Genomic DNA, 21,592 nt, shown 5'->3' with positions numbered 1-21,592 from the left:
TGCATCTCCTTATTCGTCCGACCGTGGACTCTGAGCACAACCACCCCCATGTGGTATTCTCGCGCTCTATTTTGAAAGGCGGAATCCAGGTATGCAAACACTGGTAGGAAAACGCATCGTCGTCGGTATTACCGGCGGTATCGCAGCCTATAAATCGGCCGAACTGGTGCGCGAATTGATTCGCGCCGGCGCCGAGGTTCGGGTGGTGATGACCGAGGCCGCTCAGGAATTCATCACGCCACTGACGCTGCAAGCCTTAAGCGGTCAGCCGGTTCACCGCAGCCTGCTCGATGAAGAAGCCGAGATGGGCATGGGCCACATCGAGCTGGCCCGCTGGGCGGATTTATTGCTGGTCGCGCCCGCCACGGCCGACTTTATTGCCCGCCTGGCTTCGGGTATGGGCAACGACTTGCTGACCACCCTGTGCCTCGCAACACGCGCGCCACTGGCGCTGGCACCGGCGATGAACGAAAAAATGTGGCTGAACCCGGTCACCCAGGCCAACGTCGAAAAACTGAAATCGCTGCAACCCAACACGCTCTGGTTCGGCCCGGATGCCGGCCAGCAAGCCTGTGGCGACATCGGCCCCGGCCGCATGCTGGAACCGGCTGGTCTGGCGGAACTGACCGCACGGGCGTTCAGCCCGGCGCTGCTGACCGGTCGCAAAGTCGTCATCACCGCCGGCCCGACACGTGAAGCGCTCGACCCGGTGCGCTATTTAAGCAACCACTCCAGCGGCAAGATGGGTTTTGCACTGGCCGCCGCCGCCGCCGAAGCCGGGGCCGACGTATTGTTAATTGCCGGCCCGGTGCACTTGCCAACGCCGCCTCGGGTGAAACGCCTCGATGTGGTGTCCGCGCTGGAAATGAACGACGCCGTTCAGGACAACTTGGCGCAAGTCGATCTTTTGATCGCCACCGCCGCCGTAGCCGACTACCGTCCGGCCGAAGTACCCACTCAGAAAATCAAGAAAGCCGACGGCCAAAGCGGTTTGACGCTGGAACTGATCGAAAACCCGGACATCGTTGCCAACGCCGCTAACAGCCCGATACGCCCGAGCCAGGTCGTCGCCTTTGCGGCAGAGACGGAAAATCTGGAAAGCTTCGCCCGCGCCAAGCTGGACAAGAAAAACGTCGATTGGGTCGTCGCCAACGATGTATCGCGCGACGACATCGGTTTCGGCAGCGACCTGAACGACATCCTGCTGGTCAGCCACACGCGCAGCGACGCCTTTGGCCCGGCCAGCAAGACACAGGTCGCGCGCTGGCTGCTGGAACAATTCGCCGCACAACTGCCACCTTTATAACCTCTCACCACTATTGCCTCTCACCACTATTGCCTCTCACCACAACTAGGACACCGAATGAAGCACCGCCTGAAGATCAAAAAACTCGACCCCCGCCTGGGCGATTCCATTCCGCTGCCCAGCTATGGCACCGAAGGCTCGGCCGGTCTGGATCTGCGCGCCTGCCTGGACGAAGCGGTCACGCTGGAGCCGGGGCAAACCCAATTGATCGGCACCGGCCTTGCCATTTATATCGACGATCCGAACTACGCCGCGATGATTCTGCCGCGCTCCGGCCTGGGCCATAAGCACGGCATCGTGCTGGGCAATCTGGTCGGCTTGATCGATTCGGATTATCAGGGCGAGTTGATGGTGTCGTGCTGGAATCGCGGCCAGACCAGCTTCCAGTTGGAGCCGGGTGAACGTCTGGCGCAGTTGGTGTTGGTGCCGGTGGTGCAGGCGGACTTCGAATGGGTGGACGACTTCCAGGCCACCGATCGTGGCGCCGGTGGTTTTGGTCACACCGGACGCCACTGAATCAGCGGGCGGTCAGTGAATCAGGGCTGGGTAAACAGCGACCGCCAATAGGCATCGACCGGCTGGTCGCCCAATTCCAGCAAGGCGTCGTCGAGACGTTCAGGCTGGCTGCCGTATCCGGCAATCAGATCGTTGATCAAAAAGAAGCGCTGCTCCAACTTCAAACGCACCCGCATATACGCCGGCTCTTCCACCACTTTCAGCGGGTAGACGCCGGTCGATAAATAGAAGCGCGCGTAATAGCTGTAATTCAACGCCACCTCGCCGTTCAGAATGCGGCGCACGGTGCGTTGCGTCACCTTCAAAAAGTCGGCGAATTCGCGCCGCGTCAAACCGTTCTGATCGATAAAGCGGCGCATGGCATCGGCGATCATGCTGTAGTAGTCGGCCGAGTACAGAAACCGGCGCGCATCTTCCATTTCGTCGATGGAGATGTGCATCGAACGATCGATGTCGCGGTGAATGTTGCGCGGGCAGTCGTCGATCAGGCGTTGCAGCGCGTCCATCGCTACGGTCGACGGCACTCGTTGCAACAGCAGGGCGAGCTTGATCTGGCGGATGTTGCGGTAATCGCCAATCGGCAAATGGCCGAAGTAGTCCGACTGCGCCAGGATGTGCAACGGCGACAGCCCCATGACAAAACTCCACCAGGCGATGATGTGCATGCGGTACTGACGTTTGCCCTTTTCCATCTCCAGATAGGTTTTTTTGGAAACCGACAACGCCTTCATCAAAGCCGGGATTTTCTGTTGGTTCATGTGTCGAACCTGAGCCAGAAACGCGCCCACGTTCTCATTGAATTGCCATTCAATTTCGTTGAAATCAACGCTCTCAACCGCATCGCGGTCGGCGTCATCAGTTGGATTCATAGTCACTCTTATTATCATCCTTTCTGATCGACGTCCTTGCCGCTACGGCTGCCCTATCGAGTGGCCAGTCTTTGGCACGCTCTGTTCCACAGAACGCTATCGGCCGCAACCGCCAATCACAATACGGCTTTTTGTTAATAAATTTCGCTTAACCGCGGGTGCCCGCTGCAAAGCCACTGTCTGCGCGCTGGGCTTTGTCCGCGCCGGGCATAAAAAAACCGCCCCGACAGGGGCGGTTGATGTTGCTTTGGCTAAAAAACAGCTCAGTCGAAACGGTACAGCACAAAGCCGGTGTCCAACTGGCGCACCGGCATCACCTGAGCGGGTGCCAGCCGCTGCGCTTGCGGCGAGGTTTCGAACACCACCTCGGCGTTGCCCCAGTCGGCAAACTGCCAGTTGCCATCGGCAGAGGGGTTAAAGGTGCCTTGCGTCAGCAGATAGTTGGCAATCACATCGCGGTTTTTGTCCGGCGCATCGATCACCACGGTTGAACCGTCCAGGCCCGGGAAGGAACCGCCACCACCGGCGCGATAGTTGTTGGTCGCGACCAGGAACCGCTGTTGCGGGTTCAGCGCGGCGCCGTTGAAACGCACATCAACAATCCGGTGCGCGGCGCTGCCGACCAAATCGCCCTCGGCGCTGTAACGCGGCGGCACGGTGACATCGATGCGATAACTCAAGCCGTCAATAACGTCGAAGTTGTAGCTTGGGAAGGCGTCGTTCACCAACGGCTGTTCGCCGCCCGCACTCGGATCGATGGTGTTGAACTGGCCGGCGGCGCGTTCCAGCCATTCGACCACTTGTTCACCGGTCAGTTCGACCACTTTCAGATCGTTCGGATAGATATAAAGGTCGGCTACGTTTTTCAGCGCAATCGGGCCGGCCGGCACTTCGGTGTAGTAGTTCGCACCGCCACGGCCACCGGCTTTGAACGGCGCGGCGGCCGACAGAATCGGCACACCGGCGTATTCAGTACCCGCGACGATTTGTTCGACGTACCAACGCTGGGCGTTGTTGACGATCTGAATCGACGGATCGTCCTGCACCAGGGCGAAGTAGGAATTGATGTTGGCGGAGGTTTCGCCGACGCGCTGCGCCATGTAACTCAGCGTGCCTTCGTGGTCGGCTTTCACCGCGCGCACGATTTCCGGCACGGCATCGACCAGGGCAACGGTTTCGCCATCGCGGCGCTCATAAATCGGCTGCGCTTCGGCGCGGCTGGCGACGACGGTCCAATCGCCGTTCTCGCCTTCCAGCGTCAAATCGATGATGCCCAGATGGCTGCCCCAGAAACCGGGCATAACCGATGGCACGCCGAAGAGTGTGCCGGCCTGCGCATCGACGCCTTCAATGCCGTCGTAACCCGGACCTGGGAAAACGCGGTGCGAGTGGCCGAACATGATGGCGTCGATGCCATCCACTTCGGCCAGATAACGACTGGCGTTTTCGTCGCGGCCTTCGCGCGCGCTGGCGCTGATGCCGGAGTGCGGAATGGCGACAATAATGTCGGCACCTTCGGCCTTCATCTGCGGAATGTATTTCTCGGCGCTTTCAACGATGTCGCGCGACTGCACGCGGCCGGTCAGGTTGTCCTGATCCCACACCATGATTTGCGGCGGCGTGAAGCCGATGTAGCCGATTCGCAGCCGGTGCAACTGGCCGGTGGTGTCGGCTACGGTCTTGTCGAGAATGATGTACGGCTGGAAGTAGGGTTGGTCGTTGCTCGAATCGTTATCGCCATCGTCAACAACAACGTTGGATGACACATACGGGAACTCCGCACCGGCCAGCGAACGCTGGAGAAAATCCAGACCGTAATTGAATTCATGGTTACCGATGTTGCCGACGTCGTAGTCGAGCAGGTTCATGGCTTTGAAAGCGGGGTGGATATCGCCGTCTTTCAGCTCACGACCTTTGGCGACGTAATCGCCCAGCGGGTTGCCCTGAATCAAGTCACCGTTATCGACCAACACCGAATTGGTCGCTTCCATGCGCGACTGGTTCACCAGCGCCGTGGTGCGCGCCAGACCCACCGTCACATTGGTGCGGTCGGAATAGTAGTCGTAATCGACCAGATGCATGTGAATGTCGGTGGTTTCCATCAGCCGCAACTCCACCGTTGCAGCGCTTGCAGCGCTTGCAGCGCCAGCGCAGCCGAGACCGGCGAGCACAGCAAGTCCTGTTTTCAATGTCTTCATGGCAATGCCTTTGTTGTTCGTTCATCCAATGCTGTTCATTCAGCGAAAGGCTCAACCGTCAGTCTCCATCGACCATTGAGCGCCCGTTTCGACCCTTTCTGACCCCGTGGTCAACTAATGCCAAAGGCCAACTATCTTGGCAAGGCTGAATGACAAAGCGACGACAGAAAATCACACCCAACCCAGCAGACCCAGGCCTGCCGAAACCGCCACCAGCAGCAACACCGGGCAGCGCAACCAGCGCAAGGCCACCAACCCCAGCATCGCCAACGCCAGTGCTTGAGCACCATCGATGGCCGACACAAACACCGGCTGATACAGCGCCGCCAGCAACAAACCCACCACGGCGGCATTCACCGCCGCCAAGGCGCCGGCCAGTTTCGGACGGGCGGCTAACCGCTGCCAGACATGGACCAAAGCCAGCAGCAATAGAAAGCCGGGTAAAAAGATGGCGCCGGTTGCCAGCAACGCCCCAAGCCAGGGTTGGTCCGGTCGCAATTCCGCCCCGAGAAACGCCGCCAGCGTAAACAACGGACCGGGCATCGCCTGAGCGCTGGCATAGCCGAACAGAAACCGATCCGGCGACAATGCTTCGCCCACGCCCGACTGCAACAACGGCAACACCACATGGCCGCCGCCGAACACCAGGCTGCCGGTGGTAAAGAAAGGCCGCACCGGGTCCAGCTCGTTCAGCGGCAAACAAAGCACTATCGCCAGCACCACAAACAGCCCCAGCGGCCACCAGGCGATCCGGCCCGAACCGGCTTCCGTCGACTGGGTGTCCACGACCAGAAAGCGCGCGCCCAACAGCGCCATCACCAACAAGACAACAGGCTGACTCCAAACCCAGGGCGTCAACAGCACCCAGGCGGCACTGACGAGTGCTATCGCCTGTGTCAAAGCGCGCCGGCAAAACGCTTGATACAGACCGATCACCGCATCGGCGACCACCACCAGCGCCAGCCATTTCAAACCACTGACCAAACCCGGCAGCCAGGCCGCATCCAGCCATTGGCGACTGCCAATTGCCAGGGCCGTCATCAACACAAACGACGGCGCGGTAAAACCGACAAACGCCAGCAAGGCACCGATCAGCCCGCCACGTTGCAAACCGATGGCAAAACCCACCTGGCTCGACGCCGGGCCGGGCAGAAACTGCGCCAACGCAACCCAACGCGCGTAGCCGGCATCGTCGAGCCATTCCAGACGCTGAACAAAGGTGCGACGGAAATACCCCAGATGCGCCGCCGGCCCGCCGAAGCTGACACAGCCGAGCAACAAAAACCGCGCGAATATCTCGAACCCGATGCGAAGCCTGCCCGGCATTGCCAACCCTCGGTGTTTCATAGTTAAAGACCAGCCGACAATCCTGACCGCCGAGCATGACAGCGCCGTGGCAACCGTCGAAGTGTCGAACCGTCTCTCCACACCGACTGCACAATCGGCGACTATGCTGAACCCATCATTCAACACCACAATCAGAAACCAAGACTTCGATGCGCATTCGACTCCGCTACCAAGTTCTGGCGGTCATTCTATTAGCCAACGCTCTGTTAACGATGGCCATCGTCATCGCCAACAACCAGGCATTCAGCGCCAGCTTCGCCGCCTACCAGCAAGCCGTGCAGGCCAAACGGCTGGCGCCGCTGATTGAAGCGCTGGCCGAAGAACACGCCCTTGAAGGCGGCTGGCAACACATCGATTCGATGCGTTGGTCGAATCTGGTCAAACCCTTTTTGTTTGGCCGCCGCGACGGCGAACCGAGTGGCCGACGCAGTTTCGATAACCCGCGCTTTCCTGGCCCACCGTTGCAATTGCGCGACGCCAACGGCGCCACCATTGCCGGGCCACCGTTTTTAGCCGAGTTCTCCACCTGGCTGCCGATTGAAAACACCAACGGCGAACGCATCGGCGAATTGGGCATTCCCACCAGCCTGCGTTTGACCGGCGAATTCGACCGCGTTTTCGCCGACCAGCAACGCCGCCAATTGCGTTGGATAGCACTAATTGCGCTGCTGCTTTCGGTCGCCGTCGCGTTGCCATTTGCAGCCGTTTTAACGCGTCCCATTGGCCGGCTACAACGCGCCACCCATCGGCTCGCCAGTGGCGATTACGATACCCAGATCGCCGTATCCGGCAGCGATGAACTGGCGGATTTAGCGCGCGACTTTAACCATCTGGCGCGCACACTGGCGCAGAACCTCAACGCCCGGCAACGCTGGATCGCCGATATTTCGCACGAACTGCGCACGCCCATCGCCGTGCTGCGTGCCGAGCTGGAAGCCATTCAGGACGGCGTGCGCGAACCCAATGCCGAAACGCTGGCGTCGTTGTATCAGGAAATCGAACGGCTCAGCGCGCTGGTGGAAGACTTGCACGAATTGTCCTTGTCCGACGCCGGCGCGCTCAGTTACCGGCGCGAACCATTGGAGCTGGGCCATCTGGTTGAAGACGTGCTCAGCCAGCACAGCGCGGCGTTCGAACGTGCCGGATTAACGCTGGACTATCGCCCCTCCGAAACGCCGCTATTGATCGACGCCGACAGCCACCGGCTGACGCAATTGCTCAGCAACCTGGCGCAAAACTCGCTGCGCTACACCGACGCACCGGGGCAGGTAAAAGTGCGCTTATCGCGCCAGGGCCCTTGGGCGCAATTGGAATGGTCCGACTCCAGCCCGGGCGTGCCGGCCGAGGCTTTGCCGAAATTGTTTGATCGGCTATACCGCGTTGAAGAATCGCGCAACCGCGCCAGCGGCGGTTCCGGTTTGGGGTTGGCGATTGTGCACAACGTCGTCACCGCGCATCAGGGCCAGGTCGAAGCGAAGCCATCGCCGCTCGGCGGGCTGACGCTGATCGTGCAATTGCCGTTGAGGAAAAGCTGATGGTCGCGCTGATTCTGATCGTCGAAGACGAAACCAAACTGGCGCAGGTAGTGCGCGACTATCTGCACCGCGACGGCTACGACACCCATCTGTGCCATCGCGGCGACGAAGTGCTGCCCTGGCTGAACGAGCACCAGCCGGACCTGATCCTGCTCGATTTAATGCTGCCCGGCACCGACGGCCTGACGCTGTGCCGGGAGATTCGCAAAACCCAAACCACGCCGATCATCATGACCACCGCCCGCGTCGAAGAAATCGACCGCCTGCTCGGCCTGGAGCTGGGCGCCGACGATTACGTCTGCAAACCCTACAGCCCGCGCGAAGTGGTGGCGCGGGTGAAAGCCGTGTTGCGTCGCAGCCAACTGAACCAGGGCATCAACAGCGACGACGGCCGCACGCTGGTGTTGCCGGAAAACGCCAATGAAGTCCGCTACGGCGACCGCAAAGTGGAACTCACCGCACTGGAAGCGCGCCTGCTGGCGGAACTGATGAAACACCCCGGCCGCATTCATTCACGCGACCAACTGATGGACGCCATCTACCCGGACCGCCGTCTGGTCAGCGACCGCACCATCGACAGCCACATCAAAAACCTGCGCCGCAAACTGCACTTGCTGGCACCGGAAGAAGAGTTCGTGCGCTCGGTCTACGGCGCTGGTTACAAATACGAATAGGTAAAGGTTGTGTCGTCCTCGCTGACTCCACATTTGCTGCGAATTAGGCCACGACACTGATCCTCACCGGGGCAAAGGCCCTGCGAAACTCAGGAGCAAAAACATGACCTTGAACCCACGCAATTCCCTGTTAGCCACCGCCTTAGCGGTTGCATTAACCGCCGGCGCCGGCAATGCCCTCGCCTGGGGTGGTGACGACCGCGAAGCCGACCCAGCCGAACGTTTCAGCTACATCTTTAACGAAATGAACCTGACCGACGAACAAGCCGACGACGTACTGGACGTGATGCGCACCTTCCGCGACGACCAACGCCAGGCCATGCAAGCCCGTCGTGATTCCGGTGCCGGCCGACCCAGCAAAGAAGAATTTGAAGCCCTGCGCAGCCAGGCCCGAATCGCTTTGTCGGACCAATTGGGTACCGTTCTAACCGCCGATCAGGTGGAAGATTTGATGACCTATCTGGAATTTCACGGCCCGATGATGGGCGGCCGCCACGGCGACCGTCGTAACGGTGGTGGCCGTTTTGGTCAACCGATGCCGCCGGCACCGGCGGAGTAATCGGCTACTCGGTTGCTTAAATACTCGACCGATTCCCCAAACCGGTCTTCTCGATATTGCCCGCCTTTTGGCGGGTTTTTTTTGGGGTTTGGAAGGTTGGGAATGGTTGGGATGGTTGGGGGGTCGATTGGAGGTTTGGTCGAGGGTTTGGCTGAAGGTTTGGTTGGGGTTTGGAAGGTTAGGAATAATTGAGAAAACAGATTAAGTGCACCCAGGCACACCTGTCATCCCGGCCTTGAGCCGGGATCTCCCCTGGGAAACCGAGCTACCCATTCACAGCCAACAGAACATTGGTTGCTAATCGTTGGATGGACATCCCACTAGAGATCCCGGCTCAAGGCCGGGATGACGAGGTCAATGGGAGGTTTGGTTGAGGGTTGGGTCGGAGGTTTGGAAGGTTTGGAAGGTTTGGAAGGTTTGGAATGGTTGAGAAAAACAGACTAAGCGCACCCAAACAAACTCCGTCATCCCGGCCTTGAGCCGGGATCTCCCCTGGGAAACCGAGCTACCCATTCATAGTCAAAAGAACATTGGTTGCCAATCGTTGGGATGGACATCCCACTAGAGATCCCGGCTCAAGGCCGGGATGACGGGGTCAATTGGGAGGTCTAGTCAGAGGCCTAGTTAGCGGTCTAGCCAAAGGCTGAATTACTCAGACTGCACCTTCCCAACAACAAACTTCCCTCAACTACCTACCCAACCGAATACGATTCAAATACTGCCCCGGCGTCAAACCGAGTACCGCTTTGAAGTCGTGAATAAAATGCGCCTGATCGAAGTAGCCGGATGAATAGGCGACATCCAGCAACGACACAGTCTCCGACTGCTTCAACTGCCAGCGGGCGCGGCCGACGCGTTGAATGCGGCTGTATTGTTTGGGCGATACGCCGACCAGCCATTTGAATTGTCGTTCCAGTTGGCGCTGGCTCAACGGCACCGCTGCCAGCAGGTTCGCCAACGGAACCGCACCGGCTGCGTTGCTGATCTGGCTCAGTAACGTATGCACCGGGCCGGGTTTGAACGCAGACCGTTGTAGCCGGTCCAGCAGTGCTTGTTCGATCAGCCGGTGTTGTTGATTGCGGTCGGCGCATTCGCTGAGTTGTTCGGCCAATAACGCCAACGACAGGCCGGGCACGGCGTCTTCGAATTGCAATTCATCCAAACCCACGCCGAAAAATGGCTGCCCCATGCCCGGCTGGAAGCGAATGCCTACCAGTTGTACCCGCCGTCCAAACTGAAGCTGCGTGCTGTGCATTACCGGGCCGCTGGCTAAAGCCGGTTGGCTAACATCAACGCCGTTCACCCGCAGCGGTGCCGCCAGATTAACAATGATGCCACTGCCGCCATCGGCGTACAGATACTGAGTGGTTTGTTGTTGCCAGTTGTCGATGCTCAACCACCAGATATTTTGCACATAGGGCGCCAACGCCGGCGATGGCAGCCGGCGTTCAAAGCCTCGCAAATTGGGGGCGGTGTTCAGGCGAACCGGCAACTTTTCGGCCCTCTCATCAACGTTATGCGCGACAGTTTAGCCATTCAGAAAACGCCGCTCTAGCACCACGAAACGAAATGAAACGATGACGATTTTCTACAATTCGGCCGCGTTCAAACTCGCTACTTTGGCAGCTCCAATCATTTCAGGAGACCGATCATGCGTTTCAATTTTCAAGCCGCCGCCCCCGGCGCGACAAAAGCCATGATGGGGCTGGAAAGCTATCTGGCCGAACAAAGCAAAACCGAAGACGGCGTCGATAAGCCGTTAATCGAACTGGTGAAAATTCGCGTATCGCAGATCAACCGCTGCGCGTTCTGCCTGGACATGCACACCAAAGATGCCCGCGCCCTGGGTGAAACCGAACAGCGCATCTACGCACTCAATGCCTGGCCGGAAGCGCCGTTCTTTTCCGACCGTGAACGCGCCGCCCTGGCCTGGGCCGAAGCCACCACCCGGCTTTCGACCGGCGATGTGGATGACGCCGTATACCAACAGGCGCGCCAGCATTTCAGCGAAGCCCAGCTGGTGAACCTGACGCTGGCGATTGCCACCATCAACGCCTGGAACCGTTTTGCGGTGAGCTTCCAGCCGCCGGTTGGCGATTACCAATCGCCGTATTAACCCAGGTTTTTCCATACAGCTTTTGCAAAAAAAAGGGCGTCTTTCGACGCCCACTTTTGCTTTGATTTTCGATGTTACTCCGGCTGAACCTGCACGCCTTGCACCCGCAACACTTCCAGACAAGCGCCCAGCGTGTGGTAGTCGCACTTGGCACCTGCTGCGCTTTTCTCGTCTGAGGTTTTTTGGTTGTCGCGCGTCAGCAGGCGGAACCAGGCACCGTATTGGTGATCGACAAAATGGTCCCAGCTGTATTGCCACAGCTGCTGGTAGCAGGCGAGGTATTTGTCGTCGTTTGTTGCCTGATGCAGCAGCGCAGCAGCGGCAAAGCTTTCCGCCTGTACCCAGAAATATTTGTCGTCGTCGCACCAGTTGCCGTCCGGATCAAAACCGTAAATCAATCCGCCGTGTTCGGCATCCCAGGCGGCTTTCCAGGCGCGATCAAACAACGACTGGGCGCGTTCGACCATCCAGGCTTCCGGGGCGTGGCGGTGCAGCATTAACAGCAGTTTAGTCCACTCAGTCTGGTGGCCGGGCTGGAAACCCCAGGGGCGGTAGAGGTTTTTCGGATCGTCTTTGTTGTAGTCCCAGTCGATGTTGAAATCGGCCTGGTAGTGTTCCCAGATTAAGCCATCGGTCTGGTCGGCCTGACGCACGGCGACGTTGTACGCCAGCGTTCGGGCCCGTTCCAGATAGCGCGCTTCGTTGGTGGCTTCGAACGCGGCGATCATGGCTTCACACAGGTGCATGTTGGCGTTCTGGCCGCGGTATTGGCTGACGGTGCCATCGGCGGCAATTTCGTCGGCGTAGAGGCCGTGTTCGGCTTGCCAGAAACGCTGCTCCAGCAAGTCGAAGGTGCGCGCTAAGGGCGCGTTATCCACCAGGCCGGCCTGGCGCGCGGCGGCGTAGGCCAGCAACACGAAGGCGTAGCCGTAGGCCATTTGCGTCATGTCTTCGGGTTGGTGGTCGCGCAGTGTCCAGGCGTAGCCGTTTGCGTCGTCACGCCAGTGCACCCGTTCCAGATAGTCGAGGCCGTGTTGGGCAATGCCTAAATAGTCGGTGCGGTTAAAGAAGCGGCCGGCCTGGGCGTAGTTGACGATGATGCGGGTGGACGAGACCAACTGGCGGAAGCCGGGATCGAACAACCGGCCGTCGTCGTAATAGTTGTGGAAATAGCCGCCGCTGGAATCGACCACGCGCGGGTCGTAAAACGCCAGGATGGAGCGCAGATGCTCCACCAGAAAATCGCTGTCGTAGAAATTCATGGATGGGTTCCTCAGGCGTCGAACGGCCAGCTTTGGCTGACTTCCGACCAGGTAGGCAGGGACGGCAACGCACCGGCGCGGCTGACGGCTTTGCCGCCACAGGCCGCCGCAAAGGTGGTGATGCGTGTCAGTTCGTCGCGGCTTAAACGCGACAGGTCGCGGCCGTTCAGGGCGCGCAACAAACCGCCACTGAAGGCGTCACCGCCGGCGGTGGTGTCGACGGCTTTGACGGTGGGCGGCGTAACCACCAAATCGCCCTCGCGCGTCAGGACGCGAATGTCGCCGGCGCCATCGGTCACCCAGATGGCTTTGACGGAATCGAGCCATTCGTCCATCGGGAAGCCGCTGGCTTCAATCCAGTCGGCTTCTTCTTTGGAGACTTTGACGATGTCGGCCAGACGCAGGAAACGGTCAATCACCGCCGGATCGACCTGGGCTTTCGGCCACAGATTGTGGCGTAAATTGACGTCGAAACTGATGGTCGCGCCAACCCGGCGGGCGTGCTCAATCGCCGCTTCAGTGGTGCGGGCGATGGCGGTGTCGGTCAGGGTGTTGGAGCAGAAGTGAAACAGGCCGGCGCCTTCGAAGGCGGGCATTGGCAAATCGTCAGGCGTCATCAATACATCGGCCGAGGCTTTGCGCAAAAATTCAAAGCTGCGGTCGCCATCGGCATCGAGGAACACATAGGCCAGCGGCGTGTGGGCGCTGGGATGGACGCCGAGGTATTGCATGTCGACGCCCATTTGCACCATGGCGTCGGTCAGAAAACGGCCGAAACGGTCGTCGCCGACCTGGCCGATAAAGCGCGCTGGTGCATCCAGACGCGCAACGGCGGCCGCCACGTTGGCCGGTGCGCCGCCGGGGTATTGGCGAAATTCCGGCAACTCAAAGCCACCTTCGTGGGCTTGGTTGAAGTTCAGAAAATCGATCAGCAATTCGCCGAAACAGAGTATGGGTTTCATCTTGTTGTTGGGTCCGTACGGTTAATAAAACAGGCGGTATCGATCACCTGGAGTTCGTCGATCGGAACGTCGCCCGATAAAGCAGCCAATAATACCCGACCCAATTGCCGACCTGCGTGATGCAGATCCTGTCGGAAACCATCGACCGGTTGATGGAAGTAATCCGCTAAGGCTGAAGTCTCCAACGCTACCACATCCGCGGGGTGACCGGCATCGCTGAGTCCGGCCAACAGGCCCATGGCGGTGATTTCGTCGCCGCAGATGTAGGCGTCGGGTGCGGTGTCGGAAAGCGCCTGTTGGCGTGCGAAGTCTCTCGGGTCGAAATTCGCAGTATCGCTGATCAATTGCCGTTGCGGCTCGACCGACAAACCCCGCGCCTGATGCGCGCGCATAAAACCGACGCGTTGATGCCAGGCGAACAGAAACCGTTCCGGCGGCAACAACAGGCACAGCCGTTCCCGGCCGCGATTGAGCAAATGCTCTACCGCGCGCTGGGTGAAATCGGCGTTGTCGATATCGACATACGGATGCGGCAACGCCAACTCGGTACGGCCGAAGGTGACAAAGGGCAAACCGACGTCGGCCAGATAACGCACCCGCGCATCCTGGCTTTGCGTCAGCGTTAACACCACGCCATCGGCCAGGCCTTGTTCGACCACCAACCGCACCGGCGCCAGTTCGTCTTGTTCGGGGCGGCTGGGAATGACGGTCAGTTGGTAGGGCGTGTCGTCGAGCGCGGCCGTCAGCCCGGCAATCAACGGGCCGGTGCCGACATCGCCGACCACTTCGTCCGGCGCCTGCACCGGCAAAATGACGGCGATGACGTGGGTTTTGCCGGTTTTCAAACCAATGCCAGATTGGTTCGGCCGATACCCCAGTTCCAGCGCCGCCGCTTTCACCCGCGCTCTGGTGCCGGGCTTCACTTCCGGGCCGTCTTTGAGCGCGCGCGACACCGTGGTGATCGACAGGCCCAAATGCTGCGCCAGGGTTTTTAACGTGGTGCGGGCTCGCATCATGGCGTCAGCTCGGCCGGTAACTGCGTTCGAGGTGATCAATGCGCACGCTGCCCAGATCAATCGGCTCTACGCCTTGCCAGTACAGACGCCGGGGTTCGCCGGGCAATAACGTTAGGCTGTTGTCGGACCAATGCCCGGCGGCCGGTGACGACAGGGTGACAAAATGCGCCGGGCCGTCGGTGCTGAGTTCGAGCCATTGGGCATCGCCCTCGCTGCCGGTGGTGGCCTGTACCTGTGCTAGCGGCAGATTCAGCGTTTTCCACAAGGCGAAGTAAGCGGTCGCTTCGCAGTCGAACACCTGGCCGGCTACTCGCGCCTCGGCTGCGGAGACGGCAAATTGCTGCTCGGGTTGGTCGGCGTCCAGTTCTATCAACACCCGGCTTTCGCCGCCGGCCAGTTGCAGGTCGAAGGTTTCTGAACGCTCGGTCTGGCCGGCCAGAGTCAACAAGCGCCAACGGCCAGAAAGCGCCGCTTGCTGCGGTAAATCGTTCACTGCGACCAGTTTTTTCTGGCTGCCGTCGCCAATCCAGAACAACTGAATGGGTTGGTAAAAACGACGTGCGTGGTAATGCAATTGCTTCCAGCGGCCGCCGTATTCGAGGCTGCTCCACGACGCCACCGGCCAAGTATCGTTCAACTGCCAATACAGCGTGCCCATGCAGTGCGGCCGCAATGAGCGCCAGTATTCGACGGCGGTCTTAATCGCCAACGCCTGCTGCACCTGGCTCAGATACAGAAACTGATCAAACCCCACCGGGAAGCGGAAATAGCGGGTGAACATTTCCACGATGCGCGAATTGCCGCCGAGATTTTTCTGGTGCGCTTCCATGACCGGGCTGGTGACGTTGCGGTCGGCCGGTTCGGTGATCGACTCAATCAATTCCAGCGACGGGAACGACTGATAACCGAATTCGGAACAGAAACGCGGCTGAATCTCGGTGTAAGCGGAGAAGGATTTGCCTTCGTGCCAGACATCCCAGAAATGCATGTCGCCGCGATGGTCGTCGTGCCAGGCATCGCCAAAATCCAGTTCGCCGTTGCAGGGTGAACTCGGCCAGAAAGTTCGGCCGGGGTCGTTCTGTGCCACCACGTCGTCGAGCACACGATTCAGCCGGTCGTAATTGACCAGATATTGGTCGCGGTTGTTGCGCGACACGTCAAACCAGTCGATGGCGCCGATGACTTCGTTGTCGCCACACCAGAGCGCGATGCAGGCGTACGACTGCAAGCGGCGAATCTGATATTCCACCTCTGGCCGAATGTCGTCGATAAAGGCTTTGGTGCTGGGGTAGAGCGCGCAGGCAAACATCAGGTCGTGCCAGACCAGAATGCCAAGGCGCTCGCAGGTGTCGTAAAAGGCGTCCTGTTCGTAAAAGCCGCCGCCCCAGACACGCACCATATTCATGTTGGCGGCCACGGCGTCGCCCAGCAGTTGCTCGTAGCGCTCGGGCTGGTGTCGTGCCGGGAAGGCATCGGCCGGTATCCAATTGGCGCCTTTTGCAAAAATGTCGACGCCGTTAACGACGACGGCCATGCGGTTGCCGGCGTCATCGGCCGACAGGTCCCAGTGCAGCGAACGCAAGCCGATGTCGCGCTGCCAATGTTGGCCGTCCAGCCGAACGCTCAGGTGATACAGCGGTTGGTCACCGTACCCGGCCGGCCACCATAAGCGCGGTTGTTGGATGGTCAGCCGGGTTTTGATGCCTTGAGCGCCGGCTGGAATGGTTAGCTGCACTGGCTCGCAGTCGGTCATTTGAAGCTCAATAAGCTGCGTTTTATCGGCCGGGCCGCTGGTGTCGATGGCGATGTCCAAATGGACACAATCGGCTTCATGTACTTGATCGACGCGCACGCTGTCCAAACGTCGCCCCGAATGCAGCATCAATTCCGGCGCGGCGTACACACCCATCGACAGCAAACACAGCCCCCAATCCCAACCGGCGTCGCACTGGGTTTTGCGCACCAGATTCATGTGTGGAATCTGGTTGTTCATCGCCGCCCAGGGCACCGGAAAGGGTTGTTGTTCAGCGCGTTGTGCGGCGAGGGCGGCGTTGTCGTGCAGGGTGATGGTCAGTCGATTGCGGCCAGGTTTTAAGGCAGCGCGAACGTCGAGGTCGAAGCGACGGAAGAAGTTGGCGATTTCACCCACGGGCTGATCGTTAATAACGACGCTGGCGTGGGTATCGACAAAGGCCAACCGCAATGTCGCCTGGCCGGCCAGGTCGGCTTCGCTGAGATCGAACTCGGTTTGCAGCACCCAGTCGTGTTGGTGCACCCATTGAACGGCAGCTTCGTTGTCGCGGAAATAGGGGTCGGGGATGTCGCCGGCGTCGAGCAGAATCTGGTGAACATCCAGCGGAATGCTGGCCGGGTAGCGTTGCTCGGGTTGGTCGGCCCGGTGCAAAGTCCAGCTACCGTCCAGTGAGTTTCCAAAGGTGGATTTTGATGAAGCAACCGACATGCACAAACTCCTGAACGATGGCACGGCAGCAGAACCGTGCGAAAAATCTTAACGTTACGATTTTTGCGATGTTGCCACCGGAAATCGCTTATTTAAAGCCCGAACATCGGTTCTTAACGTTTTAAATTCACGCTGATGGTCAGCCTGGGTTCGAACAGATGGCGTCGAATAGGCTGCGATTGTGTCCTGAATGAGAAAAATGAGCCGGCATTCATTGAATTTATACAGAAAGCGATCACTCTATGAGCGACTTAAAAAAACACTTCGGAACTCACCCATGTCCACCTCCGCATTACCCACCTATTCCAGCCTCGAAGAATGGGCTAACAGCCTGACGCATGGTCTGGGTGCGGTGCTTTCTATTGCCGGTCTGGTCATTCTGGTCGTGTTGGCCAGTTTGTACGGCGATGCCTGGCAGATCGTCAGTGCCAGCATTTACGGTGCTACCTTAATTCTGCTGTACAGCGCCTCGACGCTGTATCACGCCATTCAATCCCCACGTGCGCGCGCTGTGATGCGCCGTTTCGATCACATTGCCATCCTGTATCTGATTGCCGGCACCTACACACCCTTCACGCTGGTCACCTTGCGTGGCGGTTGGGGTTGGTCGCTGTTCGGCATCGTTTGGGGACTGACGTTGCTGGGTACCATCGTCCATCTGACGTCGCTGCGCCGTTTCCACTGGCTGATGGTCGGTCTGTATCTATTTATGGGCTGGTCGGTGCTGATCGCCATTCGGCCGCTGATTGCTTCTTTGCCACCCGCTGGTTTGGGTTTGTTGGTGGCGGGCGGTCTGGCCTACACCCTGGGTGTGGTGTTTTACGGTATGAAACGCCTGCCGTTTAACCACGCCATCTGGCATCTGTTTGTACTGACGGGCAGTGCGCTGCATTTCTTCACGGTGCTGTTTTTCGTCATCCTGTGACCAGCATTGCTGCCAACAAAAAAACCCGGCATTAGCCGGGTTTTTTTATGCTCAGTGAACTGCGTTAAAAGAACGCCATTCAGGCGGCGGTGAATTCGGCGGTTGCCGCCCATTCGTAGTCTTTGAGCAGTTGTTTGCAGGTTTGGCCGCAGGAACCGCAATCCGTCGCTACGCCCAGTTCACGCCGGATTTCTGCGTAATCGGCGCCTTCTATGGCGAGGTTTTCGATGTCGCGGTCAGTGACCCCTTTGCATACACAAACGTACATCGTTTGGGTGTTCCTGTTGCGGTTAGCTAGCGAATCGCAAATCTAATACGAATCTTTATCATTAACAAGTCTGGAACTGCGTTTCAAAGTGGTTTTGAAGGTAAAGATATCGCCGGTTTTTGATGCATAAAAAAGCCCTGCTTTTTCAAACAGGGCCACATTCAAGCAGGGCTATGTCAAACAGGGCTAAGTCAAAAAGAGCCAGGCTGTTCAACTGCGCTGGCAAGCCTCAGTACAGGTAGACGGCTCCAGATTGGGGCGCGTCCGTATTCGACCCGTCAAGGCCGATGCCTGAACTGACACCCGTTGCATCACCATCTTCACCGAAGGCACCCACCGCCAGGGTATTGCCATCGCCACTTAACGACAGCCCCTGGCCAAACGCCTGCTCCCCGGCGGTGTTGGAGGCTTTGATGTACGACTCAAAATACCACTGCCCATCATCACCCTGCACGTAGGTGTACACCGCGCCGGAATCGGCCGCAGAATTGTTCAACTGATTGCCGTTCAGGCCGACGGCTGAACTGTCTTCGCCCGACCCTTCGTATGTCTCATCAGGAGACTCGTTATATTCGAAGTCCGCTCCGGTGCTGACGGCCAGCCGTCTTCCGTCATTGCTCAGGCTGACGTGCGTGCCAAACATATCTTCCGGGCCTGGGTATTTCGCCTTGATATGAACTTCCTGTTGCCAGCCATCGCCATCGTGCCAACGGTAAATATAAACGGAGCCTGATTGGGAGCGAGCAATGCCCTGTGTTGGATTGATGCCCGCGCCCGGCCGGCTGCTCCAAGGGTCACCAATGGCAATCACCTTCCCGTTATCACTCACACTGACGGAGCCACCAAAGAAGCCCTGATCTGGGGTTGGATCGGGGGATCGGATGAAGGTTGGGCCAACCAAGTACCCGGGTGCGCTAATATGGTTGGGGCGGGAATACACCTGAACGGCGCCTCGTCCAATCGCATTGTTATTGGGTGCTTGTGGTGCACCCAGGGCTATTGTATTTCCGATGCCGTTGATGCTGACGGAATGCCCCACTCTTGCTTTATCCCCAGAAACCTCATAGATCAGAGTACTAAAAACCCAACTGATATCGACGCGGCTGTACAGATAGCCCAGGCCTCTGTCTTCCAAATATTCGTTTTCGTTTTCTCCTAGATCAGACGACCAATAGCTAGCCTTATTTGCACCTACGATAAGTGTTGACCCTTCGTAGTCCAAGCTGAGAGCTAACCCATAGAGTTGGCCTGCTCTCTCGCCGTTGAGCTCCGGTTTTAGATAGGCCTGCTGCACCCATTCACCGTCTTCGTGATGAAAAACATAGACCGCCCCAGACTGCGGGTCGCCGTTATCGTGCGCAGGATTCGCAAATTCACCACTACCATCTTCATCCGGCGCACCAACAGCCAGGTACTCACCGTTGCCGCTCAGGCTGACGGCCATGCCAACATGGTCATACGCCTCACCGTGGGGAAGGTTAGGCACCAGTGCGACAGCGCCTTCCTGCGCCCAAACGCCATCGGTCTTACGGAAGATAAAGACGCCGCCAGAATTTTCCTGGTACGGAAGCTGACGATCAAAACCATAAGCGCCCACGGCCATCACAGTGCCGTCGTCACTCAGGCTGACTGATCGACCAAACAGATTGCCCGCGTTGGTTTCATCCCCGCCTTTGAAATAACCAATGCTGCCCAGCAGGTAGTTGTACTGCGCTTCAACACCTCGAGTCGTTAATTCGGTGCTGTCTTGGCAGTGGTTTTTTCCGGCAGTATCGGTGTAGCAGGTTTCCAGGATGTATTCGCGGTGAGTGAGCGCATAGAGCGGCACTACATGGCGATAAATCATCGTCTCACCCGTACCGTCCCGGGTAGGTTGGATGGGCGTCCAATCGCCGCTGTTGGGGTCCGGGTCGTCGATGCGTTCCAACAACCGATAGCTGAAGCGAGCATCCGACGGCCAACGGAATTCGAGGGTTTTGATGCCCGACGGTGCCATGGTGAGTTCAGTCGGGGCAAGAGCACAGTTGATAGAGTGACTGTAATTACCCTGATTAGGAGAAACCGTCACTCTCCTAGGGCTGGTTGTCGGAATTATTGTACTGCCCGCGAATGTGCAGATTTGGCGTTGCGCGGGTCCCACTTCGCTGATGTCGTTTAACAGTGTGATTGAGAGCCCCTCGTCTACGTAATCGACGAAGTGCTCGCCATTGGTGGTGTACTCGTTAGAGCTGTCATCGCCTACGACGCTGGCGACGATTTTTGTCGGCGGCAACAAACCCTGAATCGAAAGAGAGTACCTTGGCCTCTCGCTGCACTGGATGGTGACCGTCACGGACGTTTGGATGCCGGTTGTCGTATTAGCGCCGTTGGTACCGAAGTAACACGGCCTCATCGTTTCAGGAAAGAAGGAGAAAGCCACGGTGTAGAGCGTACGCCGGGGCAACGGGGTGTCGAAGGTGAATGTGCCATTTTCAGATACGTCCAGAGTTTGTGTTTGTGTTTGCCCTGAATCGTCAGTTAATTCCAGCTGGCCGATGCCAGTACCCACCCAGCCGCTGATGTTGGCTTTGACGGTGTAGTTGGGTATGGCGAAGCACGTCACGGTAATACCCGACACATTGGCCATCTGCACTTCGACCGTCCGGGTAATTTCGTTGTTGAACTCGCATTGTTGAGTGTCCGGTTTGCTGGCAACGGATAGCGTGTAACTTGCATTAGCGGGCAGATTTTCAAAGGTGAAATCCGTATTCGCCGCGCTGTCCATAATTGCGCTGCCGTGCGAAATGCCATTGCTGTCTTTGATATTTAAGTCCATTTGCCCCGACAACCCCGTTACCCTGCCGCTGATGGAGAAAGTGCGGTCAACGCAGTTGATCTGAATATCGGTGACGTCGGTGATGCTTACCGGAACGGTCAGGCTCTCTGTCTTTGTGTCGCCGTCGAGGAAGAAACACTGCTGCGCCGTCGGCATGTAGGTAATTGTCAGTGTGTAAGACGCATTCGCCGCCAGGTCTGAAAAGGTGAAGTCCGAGTCGCTGGTTAAGGTGACGACATTGCTCCCGTCATCGCCCAGGCTGATGCCCAGTTCACCCGACAAACCCGTCACGCTCCCGCTGATCGATACCGGATCGGGGATGGCCGAGCACGTTACATTCAGGTTGGTGACGTTTCCATTGCCCAGCGTGCCGACCTGATGTTGCGTGTTATTGGCAAAGCGGCATTGCTGGCCAGACGGTGGCGTGACAATGCTGACGCCGTATTGCATACCGTCTTCCAGTCGGGTCTGGAACACGAATTCGCCGTTGCCCGTGCGCGTGAGGTCTTCATCACTGTTAAAGAGCCTGAGCGTTATTTGGCCGGTCGAGCCGACAACGGCTCCGCCCAGCGTAAAGGTGTCGGCTTGCGACGGGGCCGATGGCGGTGGCTCTTTTTTGGGCGGGTCTTCTGGGCTGCTACAGCCGGCCAACACCATGACCAGGCAGAACAACAGTCGGGGGAAGCAGTAACGGCTCAATGGCTTTGCGTGCGGCATGATCGAATCTCCGGGAAGTCCGTACTTCTGGCGGGCAGCGGTTTGG

General features: G+C 58.5%; 17 protein-coding genes. 7 read left to right on the top strand and 10 right to left on the bottom strand.

The genetic code is table 11. The features are described 5' to 3' along the window. Positions 1–91: 91 nt before the first annotated feature. The gene (coaBC, locus tag DW349_RS00310) at positions 92–1,306 is read left to right on the top strand and encodes a bifunctional phosphopantothenoylcysteine decarboxylase/phosphopantothenate--cysteine ligase CoaBC (RefSeq protein WP_108125692.1); all 1,215 of its coding nucleotides are present in this window, start codon (positions 92–94) and stop codon (positions 1,304–1,306) included. A gap of 57 nt (positions 1,307–1,363) precedes the next feature. After that, positions 1,364–1,822 carry a dUTP diphosphatase gene (gene dut, locus DW349_RS00305; RefSeq protein ID WP_108125691.1) on the top strand — a complete coding sequence of 153 codons (459 nt, stop codon included), beginning with the start codon at positions 1,364–1,366 and terminating at the stop codon, positions 1,820–1,822. A gap of 20 nt (positions 1,823–1,842) precedes the next feature. Here dut and DW349_RS00300 read toward each other — a convergent pair whose 3' ends face one another. The 3 genes from DW349_RS00300 to chrA form a co-directional block, all read right to left on the bottom strand. Then, complete coding sequence (locus tag DW349_RS00300; protein ID WP_157954350.1) at positions 1,843–2,691, bottom strand: helix-turn-helix domain-containing protein; 849 nt, start codon at positions 2,689–2,691, stop codon at positions 1,843–1,845. Between the two features lie 263 nt (positions 2,692–2,954). After that, a complete protein-coding gene (locus DW349_RS00295; protein ID WP_108125689.1) occupies positions 2,955–4,889 on the bottom strand; it encodes a bifunctional 2',3'-cyclic-nucleotide 2'-phosphodiesterase/3'-nucleotidase in 1,935 nt (644 codons plus the stop codon). Positions 4,890–5,060: 171 nt separating this feature from the next. Further along, entirely contained in the window at positions 5,061–6,215 is a 1,155-nt protein-coding gene (gene chrA, locus DW349_RS00290; protein ID WP_108125688.1) for a chromate efflux transporter, read from the bottom strand. Positions 6,216–6,385: 170 nt separating this feature from the next. Between chrA and DW349_RS00285 the strand changes: the two genes are divergently transcribed. The 3 genes from DW349_RS00285 (at position 6,386) to DW349_RS00275 (ending at position 9,004) form a co-directional block, all read left to right on the top strand. Next, positions 6,386–7,771, top strand: coding sequence for an ATP-binding protein (locus tag DW349_RS00285; protein ID WP_108125687.1), 1,386 nt, complete (start codon positions 6,386–6,388; stop codon positions 7,769–7,771). Beyond that, on the top strand, positions 7,771–8,445 hold the full coding sequence (locus DW349_RS00280) for a response regulator (RefSeq protein ID WP_108125686.1): 675 nt from the start codon (positions 7,771–7,773) through the stop codon (positions 8,443–8,445). The genes DW349_RS00285 and DW349_RS00280 overlap by 1 nt, the downstream gene beginning before the upstream one ends. 103 nt (positions 8,446–8,548) lie before the next feature. Beyond that, the gene (locus DW349_RS00275) at positions 8,549–9,004 is read left to right on the top strand and encodes a hypothetical protein (protein ID WP_108125685.1); all 456 of its coding nucleotides are present in this window, start codon (positions 8,549–8,551) and stop codon (positions 9,002–9,004) included. A 688-nt stretch (positions 9,005–9,692) separates the two neighbouring features. Here DW349_RS00275 and DW349_RS00270 read toward each other — a convergent pair. Beyond that, positions 9,693–10,496 carry an AraC family transcriptional regulator gene (locus DW349_RS00270; RefSeq protein ID WP_108125684.1) on the bottom strand — a complete coding sequence of 268 codons (804 nt, stop codon included), beginning with the start codon at positions 10,494–10,496 and terminating at the stop codon, positions 9,693–9,695. 159 nt (positions 10,497–10,655) lie between these two features. On the opposite strand from DW349_RS00270, the gene DW349_RS00265 reads away from it, so the two are divergent. After that, on the top strand, positions 10,656–11,120 hold the full coding sequence (locus DW349_RS00265; protein ID WP_108125683.1) for a carboxymuconolactone decarboxylase family protein: 465 nt from the start codon (positions 10,656–10,658) through the stop codon (positions 11,118–11,120). A gap of 74 nt (positions 11,121–11,194) precedes the next feature. Here DW349_RS00265 and DW349_RS00260 read toward each other — a convergent pair whose 3' ends face one another. Genes DW349_RS00260 through DW349_RS00245 form a run of 4 tightly spaced genes read right to left on the bottom strand, consistent with a single transcriptional unit; the run spans position 11,195 to position 16,821 of the window. Continuing rightward, positions 11,195–12,382, bottom strand: coding sequence for an AGE family epimerase/isomerase (locus DW349_RS00260; protein ID WP_108125682.1), 1,188 nt, complete (start codon positions 12,380–12,382; stop codon positions 11,195–11,197). 11 nt (positions 12,383–12,393) lie between these two features. Next, complete coding sequence (locus DW349_RS00255; RefSeq protein WP_108125681.1) at positions 12,394–13,344, bottom strand: carbohydrate kinase family protein; 951 nt, start codon at positions 13,342–13,344, stop codon at positions 12,394–12,396. Then, positions 13,341–14,360, bottom strand: a complete 1,020-nt coding sequence (locus DW349_RS00250; protein WP_108125680.1) for a LacI family transcriptional regulator — start codon at positions 14,358–14,360, stop codon at positions 13,341–13,343. Before DW349_RS00250 ends, DW349_RS00255 begins: the two co-directional genes overlap by 4 nt. A gap of 4 nt (positions 14,361–14,364) precedes the next feature. After that, a complete protein-coding gene (locus DW349_RS00245; RefSeq protein ID WP_108125679.1) occupies positions 14,365–16,821 on the bottom strand; it encodes a beta-mannosidase in 2,457 nt (818 codons plus the stop codon). Positions 16,822–17,098: 277 nt separating this feature from the next. Here DW349_RS00245 and trhA point away from each other — a divergent pair, with 277 nt between their 5' ends. Further along, on the top strand, positions 17,099–17,746 hold the full coding sequence (trhA, locus tag DW349_RS00240; RefSeq protein ID WP_108125678.1) for a PAQR family membrane homeostasis protein TrhA: 648 nt from the start codon (positions 17,099–17,101) through the stop codon (positions 17,744–17,746). A 79-nt stretch (positions 17,747–17,825) separates the two neighbouring features. Here the strand turns inward: trhA and DW349_RS00235 are convergent, their stop codons facing one another. Then, positions 17,826–18,014 (bottom strand): (2Fe-2S)-binding protein, encoded by a 189-nt coding sequence (locus DW349_RS00235; protein WP_108125677.1) that lies wholly within the window; start codon positions 18,012–18,014, stop codon positions 17,826–17,828. 229 nt (positions 18,015–18,243) lie between these two features. Further along, the gene (locus DW349_RS00230; protein WP_108125676.1) at positions 18,244–21,546 is read right to left on the bottom strand and encodes a hypothetical protein; all 3,303 of its coding nucleotides are present in this window, start codon (positions 21,544–21,546) and stop codon (positions 18,244–18,246) included. Between the last annotated feature and the right edge of the window lie 46 nt (positions 21,547–21,592).

Source organism: Saccharospirillum mangrovi (assembly GCF_003367315.1).
GTDB lineage: Bacteria > Pseudomonadota > Gammaproteobacteria > Pseudomonadales > Natronospirillaceae > Saccharospirillum > Saccharospirillum mangrovi.
The sequence above is the reverse complement of the archived record's forward strand: the minus strand, read 5'-3'. Positions and strand labels throughout refer to the sequence as shown.

Excerpts from the sequence above, each read along its gene's own strand:
- coaBC (WP_108125692.1), top strand. The coding sequence starts at position 92 with ATGCAAACACTGGTAGGAAAACGCATCGTCGTCGGTATTACCGGCGGT.
- dut (WP_108125691.1), top strand. The coding sequence starts at position 1,364 with ATGAAGCACCGCCTGAAGATCAAAAAACTCGACCCCCGCCTGGGCGAT.
- DW349_RS00300 (WP_157954350.1), bottom strand. The coding sequence starts at position 2,691 with ATGAATCCAACTGATGACGCCGACCGCGATGCGGTTGAGAGCGTTGAT.
- DW349_RS00295 (WP_108125689.1), bottom strand. The coding sequence starts at position 4,889 with ATGAAGACATTGAAAACAGGACTTGCTGTGCTCGCCGGTCTCGGCTGC.
- chrA (WP_108125688.1), bottom strand. The coding sequence starts at position 6,215 with ATGCCGGGCAGGCTTCGCATCGGGTTCGAGATATTCGCGCGGTTTTTG.
- DW349_RS00285 (WP_108125687.1), top strand. The coding sequence starts at position 6,386 with ATGCGCATTCGACTCCGCTACCAAGTTCTGGCGGTCATTCTATTAGCC.
- DW349_RS00280 (WP_108125686.1), top strand. The coding sequence starts at position 7,771 with ATGGTCGCGCTGATTCTGATCGTCGAAGACGAAACCAAACTGGCGCAG.
- DW349_RS00275 (WP_108125685.1), top strand. The coding sequence starts at position 8,549 with ATGACCTTGAACCCACGCAATTCCCTGTTAGCCACCGCCTTAGCGGTT.
- DW349_RS00265 (WP_108125683.1), top strand. The coding sequence starts at position 10,656 with ATGCGTTTCAATTTTCAAGCCGCCGCCCCCGGCGCGACAAAAGCCATG.
- DW349_RS00260 (WP_108125682.1), bottom strand. The coding sequence starts at position 12,382 with ATGAATTTCTACGACAGCGATTTTCTGGTGGAGCATCTGCGCTCCATC.
- DW349_RS00255 (WP_108125681.1), bottom strand. The coding sequence starts at position 13,344 with ATGAAACCCATACTCTGTTTCGGCGAATTGCTGATCGATTTTCTGAAC.
- DW349_RS00250 (WP_108125680.1), bottom strand. The coding sequence starts at position 14,360 with ATGATGCGAGCCCGCACCACGTTAAAAACCCTGGCGCAGCATTTGGGC.
- DW349_RS00245 (WP_108125679.1), bottom strand. The coding sequence starts at position 16,821 with ATGTCGGTTGCTTCATCAAAATCCACCTTTGGAAACTCACTGGACGGT.
- trhA (WP_108125678.1), top strand. The coding sequence starts at position 17,099 with ATGTCCACCTCCGCATTACCCACCTATTCCAGCCTCGAAGAATGGGCT.
- DW349_RS00235 (WP_108125677.1), bottom strand. The coding sequence starts at position 18,014 with ATGTACGTTTGTGTATGCAAAGGGGTCACTGACCGCGACATCGAAAAC.
- DW349_RS00230 (WP_108125676.1), bottom strand. The coding sequence starts at position 21,546 with ATGCCGCACGCAAAGCCATTGAGCCGTTACTGCTTCCCCCGACTGTTG.